The 20,407-nt window shown below is 57.2% G+C and carries 13 protein-coding genes; 5 read left to right on the forward strand and 8 right to left on the reverse strand.

The annotated features are described in order from the left end of the window. Positions 1-24: 24 nt before the first annotated feature. A complete protein-coding gene (locus DES29_RS07750) occupies positions 25-789 on the forward strand; it encodes a basic amino acid ABC transporter substrate-binding protein (RefSeq protein ID WP_016474685.1) in 765 nt (254 codons plus the stop codon). Positions 790-950: 161 nt separating this feature from the next. Here the strand turns inward: DES29_RS07750 and DES29_RS07755 are convergent, their stop codons facing one another. From DES29_RS07755 to DES29_RS07765, 3 genes are all read right to left on the reverse strand, one after another. Continuing rightward, a complete protein-coding gene (locus DES29_RS07755; RefSeq protein ID WP_236578907.1) occupies positions 951-2,903 on the reverse strand; it encodes a hypothetical protein in 1,953 nt (650 codons plus the stop codon). A gap of 45 nt (positions 2,904-2,948) precedes the next feature. Continuing rightward, positions 2,949-7,949: a hypothetical protein gene (locus DES29_RS07760; protein ID WP_113854689.1), complete on the reverse strand. Its 5,001-nt coding sequence runs from the start codon at positions 7,947-7,949 to the stop codon at positions 2,949-2,951. 135 nt (positions 7,950-8,084) lie between these two features. Further along, on the reverse strand, positions 8,085-8,954 hold the full coding sequence (locus DES29_RS07765) for an ADP-ribosylglycohydrolase family protein (protein WP_016474682.1): 870 nt from the start codon (positions 8,952-8,954) through the stop codon (positions 8,085-8,087). Positions 8,955-9,135: 181 nt separating this feature from the next. Between DES29_RS07765 and DES29_RS07770 the strand changes: the two genes are divergently transcribed. Then, on the forward strand, positions 9,136-9,999 hold the full coding sequence (locus tag DES29_RS07770) for a TenA family protein (RefSeq protein WP_021995332.1): 864 nt from the start codon (positions 9,136-9,138) through the stop codon (positions 9,997-9,999). Positions 10,000-10,273: 274 nt separating this feature from the next. On the opposite strand, the gene DES29_RS07775 is transcribed toward DES29_RS07770, so the two are convergent. The 4 genes from DES29_RS07775 to ygfZ form a co-directional block, all read right to left on the reverse strand. Further along, a complete protein-coding gene (locus DES29_RS07775) occupies positions 10,274-10,906 on the reverse strand; it encodes a YczE/YyaS/YitT family protein (protein WP_016474680.1) in 633 nt (210 codons plus the stop codon). A gap of 356 nt (positions 10,907-11,262) precedes the next feature. After that, entirely contained in the window at positions 11,263-13,017 is a 1,755-nt protein-coding gene (locus DES29_RS07780) for a C69 family dipeptidase (protein ID WP_021995330.1), read from the reverse strand. A 213-nt stretch (positions 13,018-13,230) separates the two neighbouring features. Next, positions 13,231-14,148, reverse strand: coding sequence for a DMT family transporter (locus DES29_RS07785; protein WP_005429836.1), 918 nt, complete (start codon positions 14,146-14,148; stop codon positions 13,231-13,233). A 134-nt stretch (positions 14,149-14,282) separates the two neighbouring features. Beyond that, the gene (gene ygfZ / locus DES29_RS07790; RefSeq protein WP_236578909.1) at positions 14,283-15,269 is read right to left on the reverse strand and encodes a CAF17-like 4Fe-4S cluster assembly/insertion protein YgfZ; all 987 of its coding nucleotides are present in this window, start codon (positions 15,267-15,269) and stop codon (positions 14,283-14,285) included. A 199-nt stretch (positions 15,270-15,468) separates the two neighbouring features. On the opposite strand from ygfZ, the gene mltG reads away from it, so the two are divergent. Genes mltG through DES29_RS07805 form a run of 3 tightly spaced genes read left to right on the forward strand, consistent with a single transcriptional unit; the run spans position 15,469 to position 18,519 of the window. After that, on the forward strand, positions 15,469-16,827 hold the full coding sequence (gene mltG, locus DES29_RS07795) for an endolytic transglycosylase MltG (RefSeq protein WP_236578910.1): 1,359 nt from the start codon (positions 15,469-15,471) through the stop codon (positions 16,825-16,827). A 55-nt stretch (positions 16,828-16,882) separates the two neighbouring features. Then, positions 16,883-17,494, forward strand: coding sequence for a dTMP kinase (tmk, locus tag DES29_RS07800; protein ID WP_021995740.1), 612 nt, complete (start codon positions 16,883-16,885; stop codon positions 17,492-17,494). Next, entirely contained in the window at positions 17,485-18,519 is a 1,035-nt protein-coding gene (locus DES29_RS07805) for a hypothetical protein (RefSeq protein ID WP_021995739.1), read from the forward strand. Before tmk ends, DES29_RS07805 begins: the two co-directional genes overlap by 10 nt. Before the next feature lie 198 nt (positions 18,520-18,717). Here the strand turns inward: DES29_RS07805 and DES29_RS07810 are convergent, their stop codons facing one another. Beyond that, the gene (locus tag DES29_RS07810) at positions 18,718-20,247 is read right to left on the reverse strand and encodes a tyrosine-type recombinase/integrase (RefSeq protein WP_016474674.1); all 1,530 of its coding nucleotides are present in this window, start codon (positions 20,245-20,247) and stop codon (positions 18,718-18,720) included. Between the last annotated feature and the right edge of the window lie 160 nt (positions 20,248-20,407).

The raw sequence follows: 20,407 nt of genomic DNA on the forward strand, positions 1-20,407 counted from the left end.
GCTTCATAAATATGAGGCCCTCTGATGGCTATGTTCAAAAAAATGGCTGCGGCTGCCGCAGCTGCCGCCGTTGTTTTCTCTTTTTCAGCCGCCGCTGATGCTGCTCAGACACTTCGAGTCGGCAGTCTCACCGTTTATGCGCCGTTCGAATATGTGAATTCGCAAAACGGTGAATACGAAGGCTTTGACATGGATCTGATCCGTGAAATCGGACGCCGAAAAGGGTTCGATGTGCAGATTATTTCCATGACGCTCGACGGTCTCGTGCCGGCGCTGGTGAGCGGCAACATTGATGCGGCTGTTTCGGCGCTGACGATTACGCCGGAACGTGCGGAAAAGGTCGATTTCACCAAACCGTACCTCAACGCCGGTCTCACCGTGATGACCACGAAGGATAACGCTCCCAAGATCAAGAGCGTCAAAGACCTTGAAAATAAATTGCTTTGCGCCGAAATCGGCTCAAGCGGCGCATTGGTGATGAAGCGTATCCCCGGCACGACGGTGCGTACCTTCAATTCTGCTGCGGATGCCTTTTTGGAACTCAATAAGGGCGGCTGCTTCGCAATGCTCAATGACGGTCCCGTCAACAAGTACTTCCTTACACAGAAAGCTTCTAAGAGCATGAATCTGACGGCGCTTGATTTTGTCGTTTCCGACGACTTCTACGGCATGGCCGTCCAGAAGGGCAATAAGAAGCTGTTGAAGGAGCTCGATGACGCATTGGACGAGATGCGTGCTGACGGTACTTTCCAGAAGATCTACGACAAGTGGTTCGGCGACGTCAAGTAACTGTTCTGACGCTGTCGAACTAAGTATCGGCAGATTCTTTCAGAGCCTCCAGAAAAATCTCGGCATTTTCTGGAGGCTTTCGTTTGATTGGCAGCGTTAAGCGCATTCGGGCTCAGACTGAACCCCAGCCGGCCGGAGTTTCAATCTCGGGCATAAAGTGTTTAAGGGTTGGCTGCGAGTGCATGCGCGGTCTGGAGCACCGTGCGGACAAGCGCCTGAGTTTCCATTTCGGGATCGAGCCGCTCAACCACAAAGGCCGGCCCATGGAGAGAGGCGCCCATGGAGGTGAGCGGGGAAGCTGAGGCGTCTCCGTGCAGGTCCGAGCCGCAGAAAATCCAAAGCCCGGCGTGCTGATCCTGAGGCCGGATCGGCCGGATGGAAAAGAGATAGCGGAACACTAAGCTCATCGTCTGAGAAGCGATCACGGTCTGCATGCGGGAGAATTTAGCGTCAGCCACAAAGTAAACCGCCCGTGAATGGTCGGCCGAGTCGGCGTCGTGCTTCAATGCGGCACGAAGGATAAAGTCCGGCGTGTAAAAGGGCTTGTCGGCGGTTCTCAGCGTGTTGGGAGAGTCGCTGTTTTGCATCAGGGACCAGTCCGAAGTGCGGGCGAGTCCAAGCCCGTTTTCTCCGGCATACATCCCGCCGCTCACGACCGGTTGGTACCAGAGTGTGAGTTCGATGCCGTCTTTCTCAAACGTGAAGGTATTGGCGTGGGGACGTTCGTCACTGCCCGTGGTCAGGCCTTGCGCTCCCTGATAGTCATATCTTGAGGCCGTCGTCTGCAGGAACCCGTTGGCGGAGAATGCGTCGAGCAGCGCTGTGAGAACGTAGTATTCGTATAAACGGCTGTTCGCCATGCAGGTGAGCAGCATCTCGCCTTCCTCCAGACCGGGCGGCGGAGCTTTGCGCCAGTTGGAAACCGCCTCAAAGATTTCTCGATAAGGCGTAATGGCGAGAAAGACCGGCGTTGGGCGCAGCGGCCATGGATGCATTTCGCCTTCAATGCCGAGGGTGCGCACATAGAGCTCGCGCAGTTGAGTCAGGCGCTCTCGAAACTGCAGAAAGCGGCTCGCGGCAAGCTGGAGACGTTTGGCGGACTCCGCAAAAATGGCGGCGGTGGAAGGCACATAACCCTCAGGGACATTGAACTGCGTGTGCGGAAGCTGCTCGGCCGCTGCCGTGAGTTCCGCAGATTCCGTGTCGATTTCATGGGCAAGCGAGGTTAAAAACCCGACCAGCGCTTGGTTTTCATAAGTATTGAAGGAGGGCTGTGCAGAACGAATCAAGGACCTGCGCGGCAGCCAGGCGGGTCCTATGCCGTTCGGGCGTATGCCGATGCCGCCGGGAGCCGGTTCGAGCTCTTCGGGATGGCGAACAATAAATTCGAGGGTTTTCTGTGTAAAGCTTTTGAGTTTGGCAAAGGCGCCGACCTCTTCACGTTCGCTCAGACGGCTGCGTGCATTCGTACGAAAATAACTGAAGTGCCGTTCATAGAGCTGAATAATGCGCTCGAGCGCTTCTTCCTGATTGCGAATCGCTTTTTCCGAAGATGATTCGCCGCAGTCCTCTTTCGTTCGATCGTGCGAGCACACTTTCGGGAAGAGTCTGTCGCTCGCTGATGCGACTCGTACAGCCATTTTAGATATGGCTTCGGCGCGTTCCCCTTTAGGCAAAAGCACATGGATGGGCGGCGCATAGAAAAGCTCCGGGACTAGAGCGTCGGGTCTGCGAAGCGAGACGGAGAGTCTCGCAAGACCAAATACGTCCGCAAAAAGATTCGGGTCAGTCGGCTGAGCAAAGAACTGCAGGCCGTCACGGCTCGTCGATGAACATAAAACGACATCGTCATTGAGCTCAATCGTGACCGCAGCGAGCCGCTTGAGCATGGCGCCTTCACATTCAATGCGGTACGGCCGATCTGCAAAAACCGTCGGCAGCGTCCTCACGAGCGTGTCTGCGCAGAGGTGGACGGGCGCAGACTGGAGCGTAAGCTCCACCGTTTCGCCCTTCCAGCTGAGCGGAACGAGACGCAGCCGGTTAGCGGCGATTCGAGAGATGGAGTGTGAATCGTCGCTCACGGCTGCGGCAGAGGAATGAATCGCGTCGTTCACCACTCAGGCTCCTTGCGTGATGCTCTTGGATATCGGTCGGTAGCTTCACAAGAAGCTGAAGTATCCGAGTGCACGGTCGCCGCGGCTGATCATCGTTTCGAGCAGTCCGGCGGTTCGCACCAGCCGCCGCCGGTGAGCCGCATCCAACAGATTGACGAGCGCCGATCTGTAGTCCGGGCCATTGCCGGAAAGATGCGGGAGCAGCCGGGAGGCTGCGGCGCAGTCGAGTGCAGCGTCTGCCACACTTTGCCCCAATTTTGGATCTTCACGGAAAACAGGCAGACCGCCGAGCACGGCTTTTTCAAAAGCGAGCTGCACACGAATTGACATCGGCGTTCCGGCAGCAGCCGTAAGCGAAATAAGCTCTTCCAAGCCTTCCCTCGCGGCGCCGGTGAGAGGTGTTGTGCCGGCGGAAAATAATGATGAAAGTGCCGCCCAGCTGATGATCTGCGGCGTAAAGCTCCGCGGAGTGCGAATCAGGGCTGCGCGGTCTGCGGCCGGCAGGGTAATGACGGCAGCGCGATCGACGAGGCGAGGTGAGAGTGTTTCAGTCGTGTGGTCGTTGTTGATCGTAGCGAGAAAACGAAGCGCAGGCGAAATCTTCAGTCTTCTGTGGTCGCCGAGGCTGATGGAGGCGTGACCAGAGGCATCGTCGCAGACATTCATGAAGTCTGCCCAGTAGTACTCCATGGGCGAGAGGTTGGCTTCATCGAGAAGCATCACCGCAGGGAGTTTGGGCGCTCCGAGCCGAGCTTCAGCATCGAGAGCCTGGAAAGCATCGCGCCGGCGGTCATCAACGCTCTCAAAAGTCTTGGTGAGCGGATTCCAATATCCCACGAAGTCGCGTTTGGAGGTCCAGCCGCGCTCCACGGAGATCGGCAGATAGCGGTCGGCAAATTCCGGCGACGGCCAAAGCGCGAGCGATTCGGGCGACTGACGGCCGAGCGCCTCCGATACGAGGTCGAGTCCAAGGACGTGCGCAAGGATGGAGCAGATCGATGTTTTGCCCGATCCCGGCGGCCCGGAGAAGACGGTCAGGAAGTTCTGCGTGAGGGACAAAAAGAGGTTGAGGATGTCGTTGGCACTGTAGCTGCGAACGGCTGAGACGCCCCTTACCAGATAATCGGCAAGTTCGGCGCCCGAAAGCGCAGAGGTCTTCAGACGGCGGATGGTCTCGGCACGGATGACAACGGATTTCTCAGTTTCTTCCCGGCGAAAGTCGGCTGCTGCTTCCATGAATTTGGCTGCGGCACGGCCGTCGAAAATATAGTTCTGTGCGCGCTGGGCAGCTTCGGAAACGCGGGATTCGAGATCTTCGGCAGACTGTGTGAGGTCCTCAATGCGGGATTGAAGCGCCTCAGCATCCTGAGCGAGTGTCTGACGTTTGGCGTTGACGGCCTCCAGATCAGCAAGCGCTGCGAATTCGGCTGCTGTGTGTTTGCGCTGAGCTGCGAGTTTGGCTTGTTCGTCCTGGAGCGCCTGAAGGGCAGCGGTCTTTTCTGCCTCAGCGGCAGAAAGTTCAGCCTGAGCACGGATGCGTTCGGCTTCGATTCGCTGGGCCAGCTGATCGACCTGCCGCTCTTTCTTTTCGAGAATACTGACGAAAGCAGAACTGGCACCGAGCTGCTTGAGCGTTTTGGCATCCGAAAAGATGCGTTCGAGCACGGCCTCAAAGAGCGGGCCCTTTTCAAGCGCCTGCGCACCCATCGAAATGCGGGCAAGATCGGCTATTTCACGAGTGAAAAGGCTGCTGCGGCCGGATGCTTCCAGGAGTTTTTCCAGACGAGCCCGGCGGCGTTCTGAAACCTCAGCGACATCGGGAAAGAGTTCATTGGCAGAATGCTCGGCCGCAAGCCACGATTCAATCTGCCTTCTGCCCGCATCCGTTCCGGATGAGTGCGGAGCGGCCGAAGCCGACAGTGCTCTTTGAGCGGCCTGAGCAGCTTTGGCGAGGAGTGCTCTGTCGCTCAATATGTCAAAGCGCCCGACCTTGAGTCCTTCCGTGTCGAGCACGGCGCTTTGGCCGACGACAATTTGATCAACGGCGCGATAGCTTTCGTGCGTTTCAAGCAAATCAGGGGCGGTGCCGTCTGCTTCAAGCCCTGGCGCAAGGCCGTCGGCGAGGCCTTCGGGCGCAGCCAGATAGGGATGGTGGCCCGCATCTTCCTTGAGGGTCCACGGACCGAGGAATCGGCCTTGGTAAGCGAGCAGCACCGGCACGGAAGAGATCCCCATGCTTTGCCAAACTTTATTGTTTTTGGCGGCCTTTGTGCCTTTAGGCGGTTCAACGGTTGGATCGAGCGAGAGGCGCACCGGAATGGTCTTGCTGAAGTCGACTTCGGCAGATTCCGGAAAGACGATTCGATAGATGCCGATGTCGGAAGCACGGCGCATGCGGCCCTGCCGCGTCAGCTTATCGAAGTCAATACGGTATTTGAAGTCCGGGCGCGGAGCGCCCGTACCCACGTCAAGATTGATCTTCAGATCTGCAGAAAAATCGATGTCGGCAGCATAAATGGAGCCGTCGTTGACAGCTCCCGTCGAAACGCCCTTCAGATTGACGGCGCCGAGGCTTGGGAAACGCGTGCGAAGGGACTCTTCAGAAGCGGCTTCAAAACGCTCCTCAAATGGGTTCCATACGGCAAAGCAGAAGAAGTTGACAAAGGTTCCGGTGCGGTGCACGAAGCCAAGCCACCGTTCACAGCCGGGCGTTGGCTCTCGGTCGGGATTGCGCAGCGGCGCTTTCAAGGGCGCGGGCGATTGGACGGGTTCGGGATGCTGCCCAGCTAATTCGCCGGTCGGCTTAGAGCCGCTGACAGCACTTTGTGCTGCGGATGCAGGTTCTGCGGCAGGGAGCACATTGTCTGCGGCCGGCGTTGGCGCGGTGACGGAGGCTTCGGCGCTGAGGGCGTCAACCGTATTCGGGTCACTTTTGAGTTTGGCTCTCTGAGCGGGCAAAACCGCTCCAGTTTTTTTCTGTGCGCCTCTTTTTTCCACGGGGTGTGCGGGAGCGGCTTCCTGAACCGTTTCATCGTCCTCAGCAGCGGCCGCCAGCGCAGCTGCAGCCGTCTCAGCTTGTCTGCGCTGAGCGGAGCGAACCGCCTCGGCCATTTCTTGCTCTCGATGCAGCGCTTCCGCACGTTCAGCGGCGCGGGCTTCTGCTTCGCGGGCTCTGGCCGCGGCGTCTTCCGCGTGACGGATCATGTCGGACAACGGGACAATGCCGGCATCGTCCATCTTCTTGAGAATCAGCTGTCCGGCGAGCGAAAGTGCGTCAGCATCTGCGGGCGAATCGCCGTCATCCTGAAAGAGCCCGCAAGGCCAGGCGCCGGCCAGAAAGGAGGCTGCTTCTGCGGGCTGAACTGTCCCTGCATCGTCGATGTAGTTTTTCAGTTCAGAGAGATAAGGCCGCCGGCCTTCTTTATTGCGGTCCAAAAAACGACCCTGCGCGAAGGATGGGTAGAGCGCCGAGCATCGCTCAAACATCTTTTCTCCGATCGCCAGCCGTAAAACAGAAAGCAATCCGGGGTCGGAACGGTCTGCCGACAAGATGCGCTTCATCAGCGCATTGTTGCCGCGCACGCGGGTGATGCGCACGCCTCGCGTAATCGGGGAGCCGCGCAGCGTTTTTGACTTGAGCAGCCCAATGATTCGAGATTCGGCATCACTGTCGATATGCTCAATAATCCAGCGCAGAAGGAGCTGACGAACCGGAAGGGTGCCGTACGGCTGAGGGGCCTCGCTCCGCTCCTTTTCGTCGGCTTGAGCCAGGTCTGGCTGCACTGAATCACTCTCCGGGGCGGCAGCTTCACTTTTTTCAGCGGAGTCTGCAGTATCCGGCCGTTTCGTCAGATCGCCCGCTTCGTTGCTAAGTAGGAGATCCGGATAGAGCGCAGAGAGATCAAAATCAAGGAAGCCGAGGTGCAGGAAATGCTGATAGGTTCGGCGTCCGAACAGCGTGAGACGTCCGTCGGGCGAAAAAAGACCGCAGCGCCAGATGCCGGCCAGCAGTTCGGGAACTCGGGATTTGGAAATGTCTTTGGCTAACTCTGCCAAAGCGAGGAGCGCCGCTTCGCGTTCTTCGTCAGCGTCTGCAGCATGAAAATGCGCGACGTTTTGAGCAATCTTGGTATGGAGCGGGCCGCAGGAAACAGCCAGCATGGCTTGTTCAAAAAAAGCGGGCGTCTTTTCTTCCGCAGCGAGCAGGGCGATTTTCAGATCCTCGCGGGTGCGCAGTTTGCCAAGCGGAGCGCCTAACGCGATGGCTTCTGCGGGCTGCGGTGTTTTTAGAACGGCAGCCACGCGTTTTTCGGCCTTGCCGGAAAAACTTTTCAGCAGTTCGTCAAAGAGGATGGGTTTAAGCACCGGTCCGGCCGCAGTGGCAGGATCCCATACGGTTAATTCGACTGGTGCGCTCGAGTTTCTCTGGCCGTCGGCAGTGCGTGAAGTCGGGACAGGCTGAGCTGCGGGGGCTTCTTTTGGGGGCGCAGAGGCCGGCGTCTGCTCTTCTGGGTCTGCATTGGCGTCAGGCGTGCGTTCATCGGATTGGCAGTCCTCATCTGCCGGCACGTCGTACTTCGTTCTGAGCGCAGCAATCAGTGCTCTGCCGAAATCAGTAACTTCATTGCTCACCGGGGCAAACATACCGCACATCCACCCTGCGGCGAGAATGCTCGCTGCCATGGCTTTGCTCGGACACGTTTTGGCATAAGCGATGAGAGAATCGCGGAACTCAATGAGCTGCTCCTCCTTGCCGTCTGTAGGCGTGAGCGTCGACCAACCTTTTATGTCGGGGAAAATGTCAAAGAGCCTTGGTTCCCAGAGCTGAATTAAGCAGAATTGAAATTCAGAATGAAAACGAAAGTCTGCACTGAACTGCAGAAGCCGGCGCTTGAGCGTACTGTTGTATCGAGCAGAAGTGAGGTCCAGATCCGCAAAGTATCGCTGGTTTCGCAGTGCCGGCTTTTTTAAGGTATTGAGCAGCCGCTTTTCTGCGTCCGAACTTGCGTTGTCAATAAGGTAGTCGAATATACGGCGGTAGAGCATGGCTGTCAGACGAAGAGGATGGGTGTTAGCCCAAGCATCTTAGCGCCTCAACTTGATGCTCTGGCCAATAAAAAAACGCGGCGGCCTTCCGGGGAAGCGAAAACTACGGCAAAGGGACGCCGAGCTGACGAATGATCAGGCGGGCATTCGTTTGGGAGCGCTGACGGCAAAAACAGATTCAAAGCGCCTGATTAATTCAATGAGACGAATGGGGAGCAAAGCATCGACTTTGGCTCGAAGATCTTCAGGAACGCCCCAAGCGGCCTCAGCGGCTGCCCCGGCAATAGCGGCGATGGTATCGCAGTCGCCGCCGAGCGCTACGGCCCGGCGCACGGTCTCCTCATACGATGAGCTTCCTAAGACCAGTGCAGCTGCCACAGGAAGCGTCGCTGAGCACCGTAAGTCCGTGCGAATCGGACGAGACGCCTCCAGAACGGTCAATTGAGGCAATTCGCCGAGCGGCTGGCCCCACAGACCATTCCATTCGCGGCGAAGGTTTTCGGGATCAGCGCCTTCTCGCAGGCGATAGATGAGCCACACGGCAGCCTGAGCGCCCGCAACGCCTTCCGGGTGATTATGCGTTGGGAGCGCCGAAAGGGCTGCGAGTTCAAGCGCTTCGAAGAGCGATCCTGCTGCCCATGCGCATCCGGATGCGCGCATGGCGGAGCCGTTGCCGAGACTCCCGGTAGGCGCTTCGGTGTCGCTCAGCATCCAGCGCATAAATCGACTGCCGTAGCCAGCCTTTGGGAATGCACAGCCCCAGTCGCGCAGAGCCCCTCTCACTTTTCTCTGAAATTGCACTGGGTCAACGCGCAGTGTATTCTCGCTTACATCGTCACGAACCGCAGACGCAATCAAGGCGTCTGCGACGGCACACGTCAGGACGGAGTCGTCTGTGGGATGGGCGTCCGGCGGAAAGATCGGGAGCTCCTCAGGACTTTTGAGCCAATTGTTGAATTCAAACGTACTCCCGAGCACATCTCCGATAACGGCGCCGTACAACATAATGAAATCTCCGATTCGCCCGGTCTGTTCAAACGCCTAAATGAAGCCTTATTCCCGAACGCTGAAACGGCTAATAAGTCAAATTATGACGCATCGGCCTCAAGTGTATCGCGGCAGTTTAGATGAGACGAAGCGAAGGATAGCAGGTTAAGCGCTTGAAACCTTAGAAGAGCTAAAAGCAATGAATATCAATAAAGAAGCGTCTGTTTGCCGTACTCGCCGACAGGTGCTTATCAGCACAGCATCAATCGTTTTCAGTACGGGGTTCCTGGCATTTCTGCCCAAAAGCGTTTGGGCTGCCGGAGAGCCTCAGACCGCTCCGGCAGACTGGAGCGGCCATGCGGTTAGAGCCGCCGAAAAAATCCTTGAGGCTTGCTGCCGTCATCCTTTCACACAGGGTTTGGCTGACGGGACTTTGCCAAAAAAGGCATTTCTCTTTTACGTTGTTCAGAATGTTCACTATCTCGCGGGCTACGCAGCTTCGCTGCATGCCCTGGCCGGACGCGTGGCGACGATGTCTAATCTCCCCCTTGAAGAGCGCAAGCGCATTGCCAAGCGTCTCCATGGATGGGCCAAGGATACCGATGCTGTCCGGGAATCGCTCGATAGTGTGTATGCCGCACATGCCGCAGGGAAACATTTGGCCGATGATCCGCTTTTCAAGACGATTGAACCCGCGACGCTGCTTTACATTAATTATGAAGCGCTTTGTGCCAAGACATCGCATCCGGCTGTCGGCATAGCAGCGCTTCTGCCTTGTTTTTGGGTTTATGACGGGCTGGGGCAAGTCTTTGTGAAGGCGCAAAAGAAAAGCAGGCTCCAAAAGAATCCCTTTGCGGACTGGATCGCTGGTTATGGGTCGCCGGAGTATTCGGCGGAGGTGCGTCAGGCACTCGGAATTGCTGATGAACTTGCTGCGGAAACGGATGAAGCTGTCAAAGCGGAAATGACGTCAGCATTTCTGACAGCTTGCCGGATGGAGCTTCATCTCATGGAAGCTGCCTGGCGCGGACTGACGTGGGAACCTGTCGCCATGCCGCGTTAACCGCCTCTCAGCCTGCTGCAATCGCCTCGCTAGACATGCCCGTCGGTACAGAGCCAGAGCTCATCTCGGCGGCACTTTTTTCGAGTGCCGTCGTGTGAGCTCAGCCGCTGCGGGGCCTGCCGAGCGGAGTGAAGTTTTGATCATCGATATAGTTTGTGCTTTATGAGAAGAGGTTTTATTTCCGCTGAATAAAGAAATGAAACGCATGCAATTCGTTCATTTTCGCGTCTCAGACTGCAGGGCATACACTTTTTGCGCCTATCAATAAGATTTTTTATTCGTGACGAATATTCACCACATGCGGTTTTTCCGAACGTTGGTCTGGGAAGAAAGCAGTGATTGCTTTTACAAGAAAACCGACCAAAATGGCCGAGACTGCGGTTCCTTCCCGTAACCCGACCAAACTGCCCAGCACCGCAACTGAAAGAATGCCGGCAATGACAACCAGTACGGTATCGTTTACGATTTTGACGGTGCCGAATGGGCGATGAAATACGGCCGCAAAAGCGAGCACAATGCCTTCGCCTGGCTGCACAATTGTTTTGGAGCGAACTTGCAGGATGATTCCTACAGCAAGTACCAGATTGCCGAACATACTCATTGCCATGCTCAGCCACCAATTGTTTGGGCTGTATGGCTGCAAAAGGTGCATGTTGAGGTCGATGAATGCGCTGAAGACGAGTACGGCAGGAATCTGTAATAAATTGAGGATGGAAAAGCGGCTGCGCAGAAGCAAGGCTTGAAGGACAACGAAGAATACGTTGAGGATGAAGGTAGTCGTTCCGAATGAGAGCGGAAAGATCTTGGAAAGCACATACGGAACTGTGCTGATAGGCGTTGTGCCGATGTTTGAAACTGCTGTCAGAGAAATACCAAAGGTGGCAAATTCCATGCCGATAACCAGCATGGCAATGCGGCGGCAGAGATGGGATAAACGATCTGAAGTATTTTTTAGTTGATTCATCGCGGAGTCAGTGCAGAATGTTTGATTCTAACGATTAGAGCCGATTCCTGCGTACGGCTGTGATGAAGCAGCTGATCCGAATGGAATGAGACTGTCGCTGCTGTAAATCTTCACTGCGGCATAAATCAATTTTTGGATGAATGGGTTTGAAGTGAACCGAGTTGAAATTGCAAACAGCCGGCCGTTCCAATAGTCCATGAGGCGTGCGGGCTCATGCAGTAACAAAAGCGCCGACAGAAGTGTTCTCTCCTGCCGGCACTTTTTCGGGCAAACGTCCGGAAATTAGCGCTGTATGCCTCTTATGCGGTAAAACGGAAGTTCACCTGTGAGACAAAACGGCGGTGGCCGACGAAACCGCGAATGTAGGTGTCCATGAAGCAGCCCGGTACTGCCCAGCGGGCGACTTCATTGGCACGGAAGGAAAGCGTCCAGCTGCCGTCATCATTCTTCGCTGATGAAATGGGCTTGGCCGGGGCGAGAACGGATTCCTTTTTGCCTGAAAAACCCAGACTCCACAGCACGCTGTTCGGATCGAGATCGAGTTCGGAAGATTCAACCGCGGGCGTAAGCGTAATGGCTACCAGTGCGTTCGGGTCGCTCACGGAAATATCTACGGCTTCAGCGTCTGCGAGCACAACATCAGCGGCATCAATTGTGAGTGCATCGCGCAGTTCACGATACGTTTCATCCGCCTTGGCGCACATGCGGCACGTGAAGTCGCCCAAGAGCTTCTTAGCTTCAGCATGCGGGAGGGCTTCGGCTTCATGCTTAACCTTCTCCGCTGCGCCGATGAACTCAGCCTCAAGTGAATCGCGCACCGGCCAGATGCCGGCCATCAGACCGCGGTTGAAGTTCACGATTTCGCTGAGCGAACCGTAAATGAACCAGCTGTGATCTTCATTGAAGTCGAGCATGTCAGCGGGCATGCTGAAATGGAACCGGCGGGCGTCCTCGAGCGTTGACCATTGGTAGCCCTGCGGGATTTCGCCGGCCATCGGGAACCAAGGCACATAGGGATTCGGGTCCTGAGACGACGAGCAACGCCAGAGCACCGTATAAAGCGGGTCATCGGCTATATCTGCCACCCAGGATTCGCGCGTATGGGCGCGAGAGATGTCTTGTGCACTCGCGTGGAAGGCGTCGGCCCGGCCGTCGCCGCGGGTGCGGTATGTTTCTTCAGCCGTAAGACGAAGAACCGCCTTCACGTCCTCAACGCTCATTTTATGCGGAGGCGTAACCATTTCCGGATAATGGTTCGGATCGTCGAAAACTTCTCTCGTGATGTACTGCCAGCCCGTGCGCATGCGGATGCTCTTATTGGGGTCGAGGCGGATTTCGTCGGGCTGATAGGCGACGGAGAAATCAAACTCATGGTAGTAGCTGCCTGCGGCCGGCGAGAAGCGGCCTTTCTTGACGGCGTAGTCAATCAAGTCAGGCGAGGCAATGACGTTTTCCGTATCGGAAAAGTCCACCACACGGATGGCTAAGTAATTAGAAATCAGAACGACTTTGTCGTCTGGCACGCGGTGTGCGACGAAGTGCTTGCCCTTAACAACATTGAGTACCCAAGCTTCCTGAGCGTCGGCAAAAGAGTAGTTTCGTGCGGGACTCCAGTAGCCGTATTTGCTGATCAGCTCGCCCGCAATTTCAACGGCTTCACGGGCAGTATGCGCTCGCTCCATCACGCAGCGGCGAAGGAGGAACCCAATGCCTCCTTCGAACAAACCGACTTCTTCGTCCGAGAGGTGACCGTCATAAGAGTCGCCGCCGGAGTTTGAGCACATGACGACGCCTGCGTCATTGGCCATGCCCTGATCAAAGGAGGAGCCGGGGGCCGGCGCAAGCATATTGCTCCAATAGGTGCCGAGCGTGACAGGCGCCTGAGGAACGCGGGCGCGGCCGGGTTCTCCTTCAACGAATTCACCTGCCGAGTGCGAACCGCCGGGCACCCAGAATTGCTGATGCATGCAGCGTCCGCCTGAGTCCTCATTGTGGCCGAGGATGACGCGACCCGTGGTCGAGGCCAGACGACCGACAATCACCGTTGTGCACATACCAACTCCTTTTCTTTTCGAGCGTATTCAGAAGAGACGAAAGGCGCAGAAGTGAGCGCCGTTTTTCGTCCATGAATGATTGCAATTTAAAAAGAGACCCAGATGCAAAATCTGGGCCTCCCAAGCATGGAACTATTTTATGGCTGCGTCTCTTGCTGAGGCACTGACTCATTCCATAAGTCAATGTAAATTTTGTCCATTAACGCAATAGCATTATTCTTTGCTGCCTTCCGCAGCGACCTTGCCTTCGACCGGCGCAATGCCGCGGGCTTCTGCGCGCTTCGTGATGATGGTGGCGCCAATGCCTGCCGTCGTGATCAGGAGCATGCCGCAGATCGACATCAGCGTCGAGGGCTCATCAAAGAGGAGCCAGCTGATGATCGCGGCAAAAGGAATGGCAGAGAATCCAAGGCATGACGAAAGCAGCATGTTGCCATAGGCATAGGAGCGGGTAGTGGCGATTTGACCGAGCGTGGCAAAGGCGCCCATGGCAAGCACGGCGAGCGCCGCTTCGGGACTCGGCATATGAAGACCGTCTTCGAGCAGGTACGCGCCGATCAGTCCGAAGCAGGTGCCAAAGCACGTGAAGTAAAAAACAATTCGCCAAGAGGGTTCCTGCAGTCGGCCGAGTTCTTTCATCTGCCAGTAAATTGCCAAATCCAGGAGCGCCACAGAAAGCGTCAAAAGCGCCGGCCAGAGCTGGTCGCTTGAAAAGCTCGGCTGCAGAATGATCGTAATGCCGCTGAAACCGGCGATGATTGCAGCCGCCAGTCCCCAGGGCGCCCGCTGATGCCGCAGCAGCGCCAGGATGATGAAGTTTACCGACATGAAGAGCGGTGTCGTATAGACGAGCGTCATGTTAGTGCCGAAGGGCAGCTGTCCGAGCGTGAAGAACCAGACGGAAATACTGAGCGTACCGAGAATAGAGCGCGTGATGTTGCCCATCAAATGAGGCGTTTTAAGCGACAAATGGTTGCGCTTCACAAAGAGTCCGATGGTAATGACGCCGAAAAGGGATCGGTAAAAGACCATCTCCAGCGTCGTCAGCTCACCGTTGGTGAGTTTCACGCAGGCGGCCATCATTGAGAAGAAGAGTGCTGCAGCGAGCGCCCAAAGAGACTGCTTCAACATGAGAGATGTGGCGGGGAAAAGTTATGTCGGGAAATGATTGATAACAAACCGCCTCGATTCCGCTGATCTGTGCGGAACCGAGGCGCGTTCGGGAGCGGTGCCTGACCGGCCGTCGATTTAATTATTTTTCGGCATCAGGCCGAAGTTTTCAAGATGTTGCGGTAGCGATAGGGCAGCTCAACCAGTTCGAGCGGCTGACCGTCGGGGGTAAGCGTGATGCCGGTAAGGAGTGAGCCGATCGTAGCGGAGAAAAGCACGAGCGTGCGTCCGCCCAAGGTCACAGCACGCACAACTCTGCCGACCTCTTCACCCTTAGCGTAGACGGGAGCGCCGGCCGGAGCGGCCGCTTCTGCGGAAAGAATGCCGACGGCGGCACGACGGTTCGTTTCGCCGAGATGTTGCAGGCGGGAAACAACTTCCTGACCGGGGTAGCAGCCCTTGGAAAAACTGACGCCGTCAACGAGTTCGAGGTTGACAGCCTGAGGCACAAACGTTTCGCGCGTGGGCGGAAGCACCTGAGGAATGCCGGCGGCAATGGATGAGGCGAGCGCCCAAGCTGCAGGTGCCGGCGTCAGTCCAAAGTCTGCGGCAGTCTTTCCTGCGGGCAGGATCACCAAGGCGCGGGCACCGCCCGCACAGAAGCCGGGAACCGTTTGAGACGGTTCAATGCCGAGCAGCGTAAAGCCGTTCTTTTCAATGCAGACGCCGTGGGCGGGCATTTCAAGGCCCAGCGCAGAGAGTGTCTTCGCACCTTCCTCACCGACCGCGATCAGCATGGCAGGTGCGGGGTCAACAACTTCGAATGTGACTTTGGAGCGCAGCACATACATATGCAGGCGCTTGAGAAAACCTTCGGCCATTTCCGCGGGCAGCGCGAGCATCACGGCATCACCGGGAAGCCAGGCGCGCAGGACGGCAAGCAGGCGCCCTTTGGGAGAGCAGTAGCCGGCAAGCGTTGTGCGGCCGGCGAGGTTCTCAATTTTCTGGGTGAACTGGCCGTGGAGGAAATGCCGGGCGTCTTCGCCCGTCACACGAATGAGTGCAGTGTTCGGTGCGCAGGCAATGCTTGGCGGCACTGCCAAAGAAGTGGTCGTCTGTTCCATGGTTTGATTTGGGGTCAAGGCCGTTCCTAAGCGGCTGCGGCCGACCCTCGCAGTTTTAATTGAGTTCTTGTGACGTGAAAGCATAGCCGTTTGAGGAAAAAGATGCTTGTTCTTTGACGGCTGGCGCGATGCATATTGGAGACCGCGTCAGCGAGGCGCCGGCCGATTCTCTGAAGCGTCATGCGCTAGACTCAGGCGTCCTGATGATTTCCGTTAAGTGCAGAGAATTGAAGTGAAGAACATTGAGACGCCCAGCAATGCGGCTTCAGATGAAGCCCCTCTTGAGAAGCCGGACGAGGCGCCTGGCCTCGAAACTGTTTCGGAGTCTGAAGCTTCAGCGGTTAAGAAGAGTGAAGAGGAATGCAGTCAGACGGGGGCGCAGCACTCAGCGGAAAACTCGGCCGGCGAGCCGACGGATTCGTCCGAAAAGACAGTGCATTCTGCTCACAAACCGCATTGGGGGCGCCGACTCTTGATGCTGGCTCTTCTGGTAATGCTGCTTGCCGGAGGCGCTGCCGTAGCCTGGCAGCAGGTTCGTGCCATGCTCTATGAAAAACCCGCGGTGATGACCTGTGACACTGTCGTGGTGCCTGTGCTTGAAGGCGACAGCGTGACGCGAGTGCTCGGCCGACTGGCTCAGGCGGGTGTGGAGGTGCCGATTTGGCAGGCGAAACTTTTAACAAGGCTTGAACCAACGCTGGTGCGCAAGATTCATGTCGGCCGCTTTCGTTTTACCCGCGGCATGACGCCCTACAATGTCTTGGAGACGCTTTCCGGACCGGCGCTCGTTGATAAACAGCTGCGTATTCCGGAGGGCGCCGCTTTATGGACGGTTGAGGATATTCTGGCTTCGGCGGAGGATCTCTCTCCCGAATCTGCCAAACTCACCGATGATGCACTGCTCGAGCGTTTGGGCGTTAAATCGATGGAAGGCGCTTCGGATACCGCGACGCTCGAAGGTTTCTTAGCGCCCGACACTTATCGATACGGCAGCGGCACGAGTGATCTCATTGTTTTGGAGCAGGCTGCCGCTCGGCAGCGCAGACTCGTCGATGAGGCTTGGGCAACCCGCTCGGAGCTCTGTGAGGCCAAAACCCCCTATGAGCTTCTGATTCTCGCCTCCATCATTGAAAAAGAAACGGGCGTGAAGAGCGATCGGCATCTTGTGAGTTCTGTCTTTAACAACCGTCTAAGGATCGGCATGCCGCTGCAGACCGATCCGACGGTGATCTACGGACTCGGACCGATGTTTTCCGGCAATCTGACGAAAAAGGATCTGCAGCGGCCGGGCGACTGGAACACTTATCTCAATAAGGGCCTCCCGCCCACTCCAATTTCGATGCCTTCGGCTGCTTCTATTGAGGCGGCGGCGCACCCGGAACCTTCCAAGTATCTTTACTTTGTTTCCCGCGGTGACGGTACGAGTGAATTTTCAACGAACCTGCGCGATCACAATCGCGCGGTAAACCGCTTTATCCTCAAGCGCGGTGCGCCGGCTAAGTCCGTTCAGGCAGATAAGCCTGCCTCGACTGCCGAGGCGCCGCAGAACGCTTCGAAGCCCGCATCGGTAGAATGACGGCCACAGGCAGGCTTGCTTTCAGGTTCACTATTCAAAGCGGAGTATTCAGGGCATGTTGGGGCGCTTCATTACGATTGAAGGCATTGACGGTGCGGGCAAGTCCACGCAGACGGAAAGCCTCCTCAAGCATTTAGCCGATCAAGGCGTCAGCGTCCTCCACACGCGTGAGCCGGGCGGAACGCCTTTGGCGGAAAAAATCCGCGCCATGCTCCTTGCCGACGATATGGCGCCGGATGCTGAAACGCTCCTCTTCTTTGCCGCCCGCGCCGATCATGTTCGGCGGGTCATTCGGCCGACTTTGGAGTCCGGCCGCTGGGTGCTTTCTGACCGCTTTACCGATGCTACTTATGCCTATCAAGTGGGCGGCAAGGGGTTTCCCGGCGAGAAAGTAGAGGCGCTTGAGAAGTGGACGCTCGGCGGTTTTGCGCCGGATCTGACGCTGCTCTTTGACATTGCTCCCGCTGTGGCCGCCGCACGGCTGCGTGCCCGGGCCGGAGATCAGGATCGATTCGAGCGTATGGGAGAAGCTTTCTTTACCCGCGTGCGGGAGGCTTATCTGGCGAGAGCAGCTGCTGCTCCGGAGCGCTTTCTGATTATCAATGCGGATCGGCCGGCAAAGGATGTGTCAGCAGACATTTTTGCGAGGATTTCGTCATGGCTTTAGCGCCTTATCCGTGGCTCGAAGAGCCCGCACAGACGCTTTTGGCGATGCGTGATCGGATGCCCAATGCGGTGCTTTTGTACGGTGCCCCGGGTGCGGGGCTCTATGAGCTCGCACTCGCGTTTTCCAAGTCGCTCTTTTGTCTTTCGCCCCATTCGGACGGCACCCCCTGCGGGCACTGCACCGGCTGCCGGCTGGCGCAGGCCGGCACCCATCCGGACTTTAAGCAGGTGCTTTCGGAAGCTCAGTGCGCACGCTATGACGTGGCGTATGAGCCCGCGGAAAACGAACGCAGCGATGCCAAGAAGAAGCTCTCCCGCGAAATCCGCATTCATCAAATTCGTGTGCTGGGCGATTTTTTGTCGCTGAACGCCAATCAGGGCGGCCGTCGTGTGGTGCTCGTGCATCCGGCCGATAAACTCCGGGCTGAAGCGGCAGCGTCACTCCTTAAATCCATGGAGGAGCCTCCAGAAGGACTGATTTGGGTTCTTACGGCTGAAAAGCTCGATGATGTGCTGCCGACGATTCGCTCCCGCTCTCGGCTGGTGCGCGTGCCAATGCCTGATCATGAGGCGGCGCTCGCTTTTTTGAAGTCCAAAAAACTCAAGAAACCGGAAGAGGCCCTTGCGATGGCGGGCGGTTCGCCTCTGGCAGCGCTTGAACCCTCTGCAGACGATCGGCTTTCCGCTAAAACGGAGAATGCCGTGCTCGAATTTTTGCGTGCGGGCCCCGAACTCTCGGTTGATGCCCTTGTGCGGCTTTATGCCCCCGATCTCACGCTCCCGGCTTTCTCGCTCCTCGTGTCGCGCTGGGCGCACGATCTGATGCGCTCGGCGCTTGGCCTTCAGCTGCGGTACTTTATCGACGAAAACGCCGCCATTGAACGCTTGGCCTCGCACACGGATGCTAAGCGCGCAGCGGGGTTCTGCACGCAGGCGCTCTCGTGCCGCCGAGCAGCTGACCATACGCTCAATCCTAAGCAGACCGTTGAATCGGTGCTGCTTCGCTATAAGCAGATTTTTCAGTGAAAAAAGGCTGCAAAACGCGGTCTTCATCACCGATCCTCGCAGAATAAGCCCGCAGCGGGATGGCGGAGCACGGGCTCCGGCGTTTCCGGAGCCGTCAGGGCGCTGACCGGTGATGAGCTGCGTCAGAAAAAGATTCAGAGCGGGCGCGGCAGCCGCCCGGACTGAATCAAATTCCCGTCACTTCCAAGATGGGGCGCTTTAGAGCGCCTTCATGTGACTCATCGCTTCGCCCATTTCTGCTTCTTCGGGCGAGAGATACCGGCCGGTGGTTGCAACAGAAGCGTGTCCCATGGCGGCCTGAACGACATTGACGCTCATTTCCTTTAGGGCCGAGACCGCAAAGGTGTGGCGCAGCCAGTGTGTGGACGATGCACGCAGTTTGGCGGCGTCAAGCGGCGCACTGAGCGCCACCTCATCGGCCACGCGGTCGAAGAAGGACTCCAGCACACGATAGAGGCCGCTGCGGCTCATGGGGCCGCCAGGATTGCGGCCGCGTCCGAGGTTTACGAGGAGCGGTGTATCCGGAGGCGTCTGAGCGGCTTCGGGAATGCCTCGTGCTGCGAGTGCCTGATTGATGATGCTGAGCTGCTCAGCGGTGAGCGGCAGCCGTCGGACTTTGCTGCCTTTGCCGATCACTTCAATGGCCGGACGCTCACCGCCGCCGAAGCTGCGCCGGACAATCCAGCCGGTACGGGCTTCAAGCATTTCAGAAGCCCGCAGACCGAGTGATTTGCCAAGCATCAGGATGAGCTTCATACGTTCACGCGGCTGTCCCTCCGGGATGAGCGACAGGTGCCCTGTGATTTCACTCCACTGTTCGGGGGTAAGCGATCGATCGGCAAATGCCTGCGGCGCGCCTTCGCCCTTCAGAAGCGGTACCTTGGGGCTCACTTGGTCGAAGGGATTGAAGATGAGGTAGCCCGTGCGCTTCAGAAAATTAAAGAGCTGGCGCACGACGACGATGGCGTTTCGGCGGCTTGCCGGCGAAAGCGGGCCATTGTAGGGCCGCCAGGCTGCGGATGATCGTTCGGCATTTTTTTCGCCGATCCAGAATGCCTGCGGAATCCGCCATTTTCGGCTGAACGTCTTGTCATCGGTTCGCCCGAGATCTTCGAGCCAGCGCAAGTACTGAGAAGCTTCATCGGCGCGAATGTCCGAGAGCGCCGTTTCTTTTTCGACCAGACTCCAGAGCAGAAAACGTTCAGCTTCCTTTCGATAGCTCGCATGCGTATTGGGATTCCCGGCTCGAGCGTTAAGCCAAGTACGGATGGCTTCCAGGTCATCGCGGGCAGAGAGCGCACAAGCCGCGGCCGGCGCCCGGTTGAGTCCCTTTTTGCCCGAGAGCGCCTCGGGGAGTTCAATTTGTTCAATCGGGCGAATACGCGGGTCGCCCGGCGCAGAGAGCCCGCGTGAAGCATCGGTCTGACGCCGGCTGGCCGATGTGCGCACCGCCGGGAGCGAACCGGGCGGAAAGAAGCGCGGCGTCACTTCACCGACGGATTTGCCCCAGCGCGCCAGCCACATCATGAGTTCCCCGGCCAGAGCGGCATCAAGCCCTTCAATTCGGCGAAACCAGGTATTTCCGAGTGCTGCTGCGCATTCGTAGAGATCCTCGACAGTTTCAATGCCCGCTGCCGCCATCGGCAAGGCAACAGTGGGCGTCAGCAGCCGCGCGAGACGGTCGTCGGGAGAAAGCGTGCGTTCAGGAAGGGATGGAAGTTTGGCCATAACCGACAAGGAAAAATGGGGAGGGTTGAGGCGGCAGTATTGCTTTAGGAGACCTCGCCTACTAAACCGCCTGCGAGGCAAGGCTAATATACGTTGGAAGCTTATGGCGCACTCAAACGCTTTGCGAGAGTGTGATGCTCCTCTCTTTCATTTCATCATT

This window comes from Sutterella wadsworthensis, assembly GCF_003315195.1.
GTDB lineage: Bacteria > Pseudomonadota > Gammaproteobacteria > Burkholderiales > Burkholderiaceae_F > Sutterella > Sutterella wadsworthensis.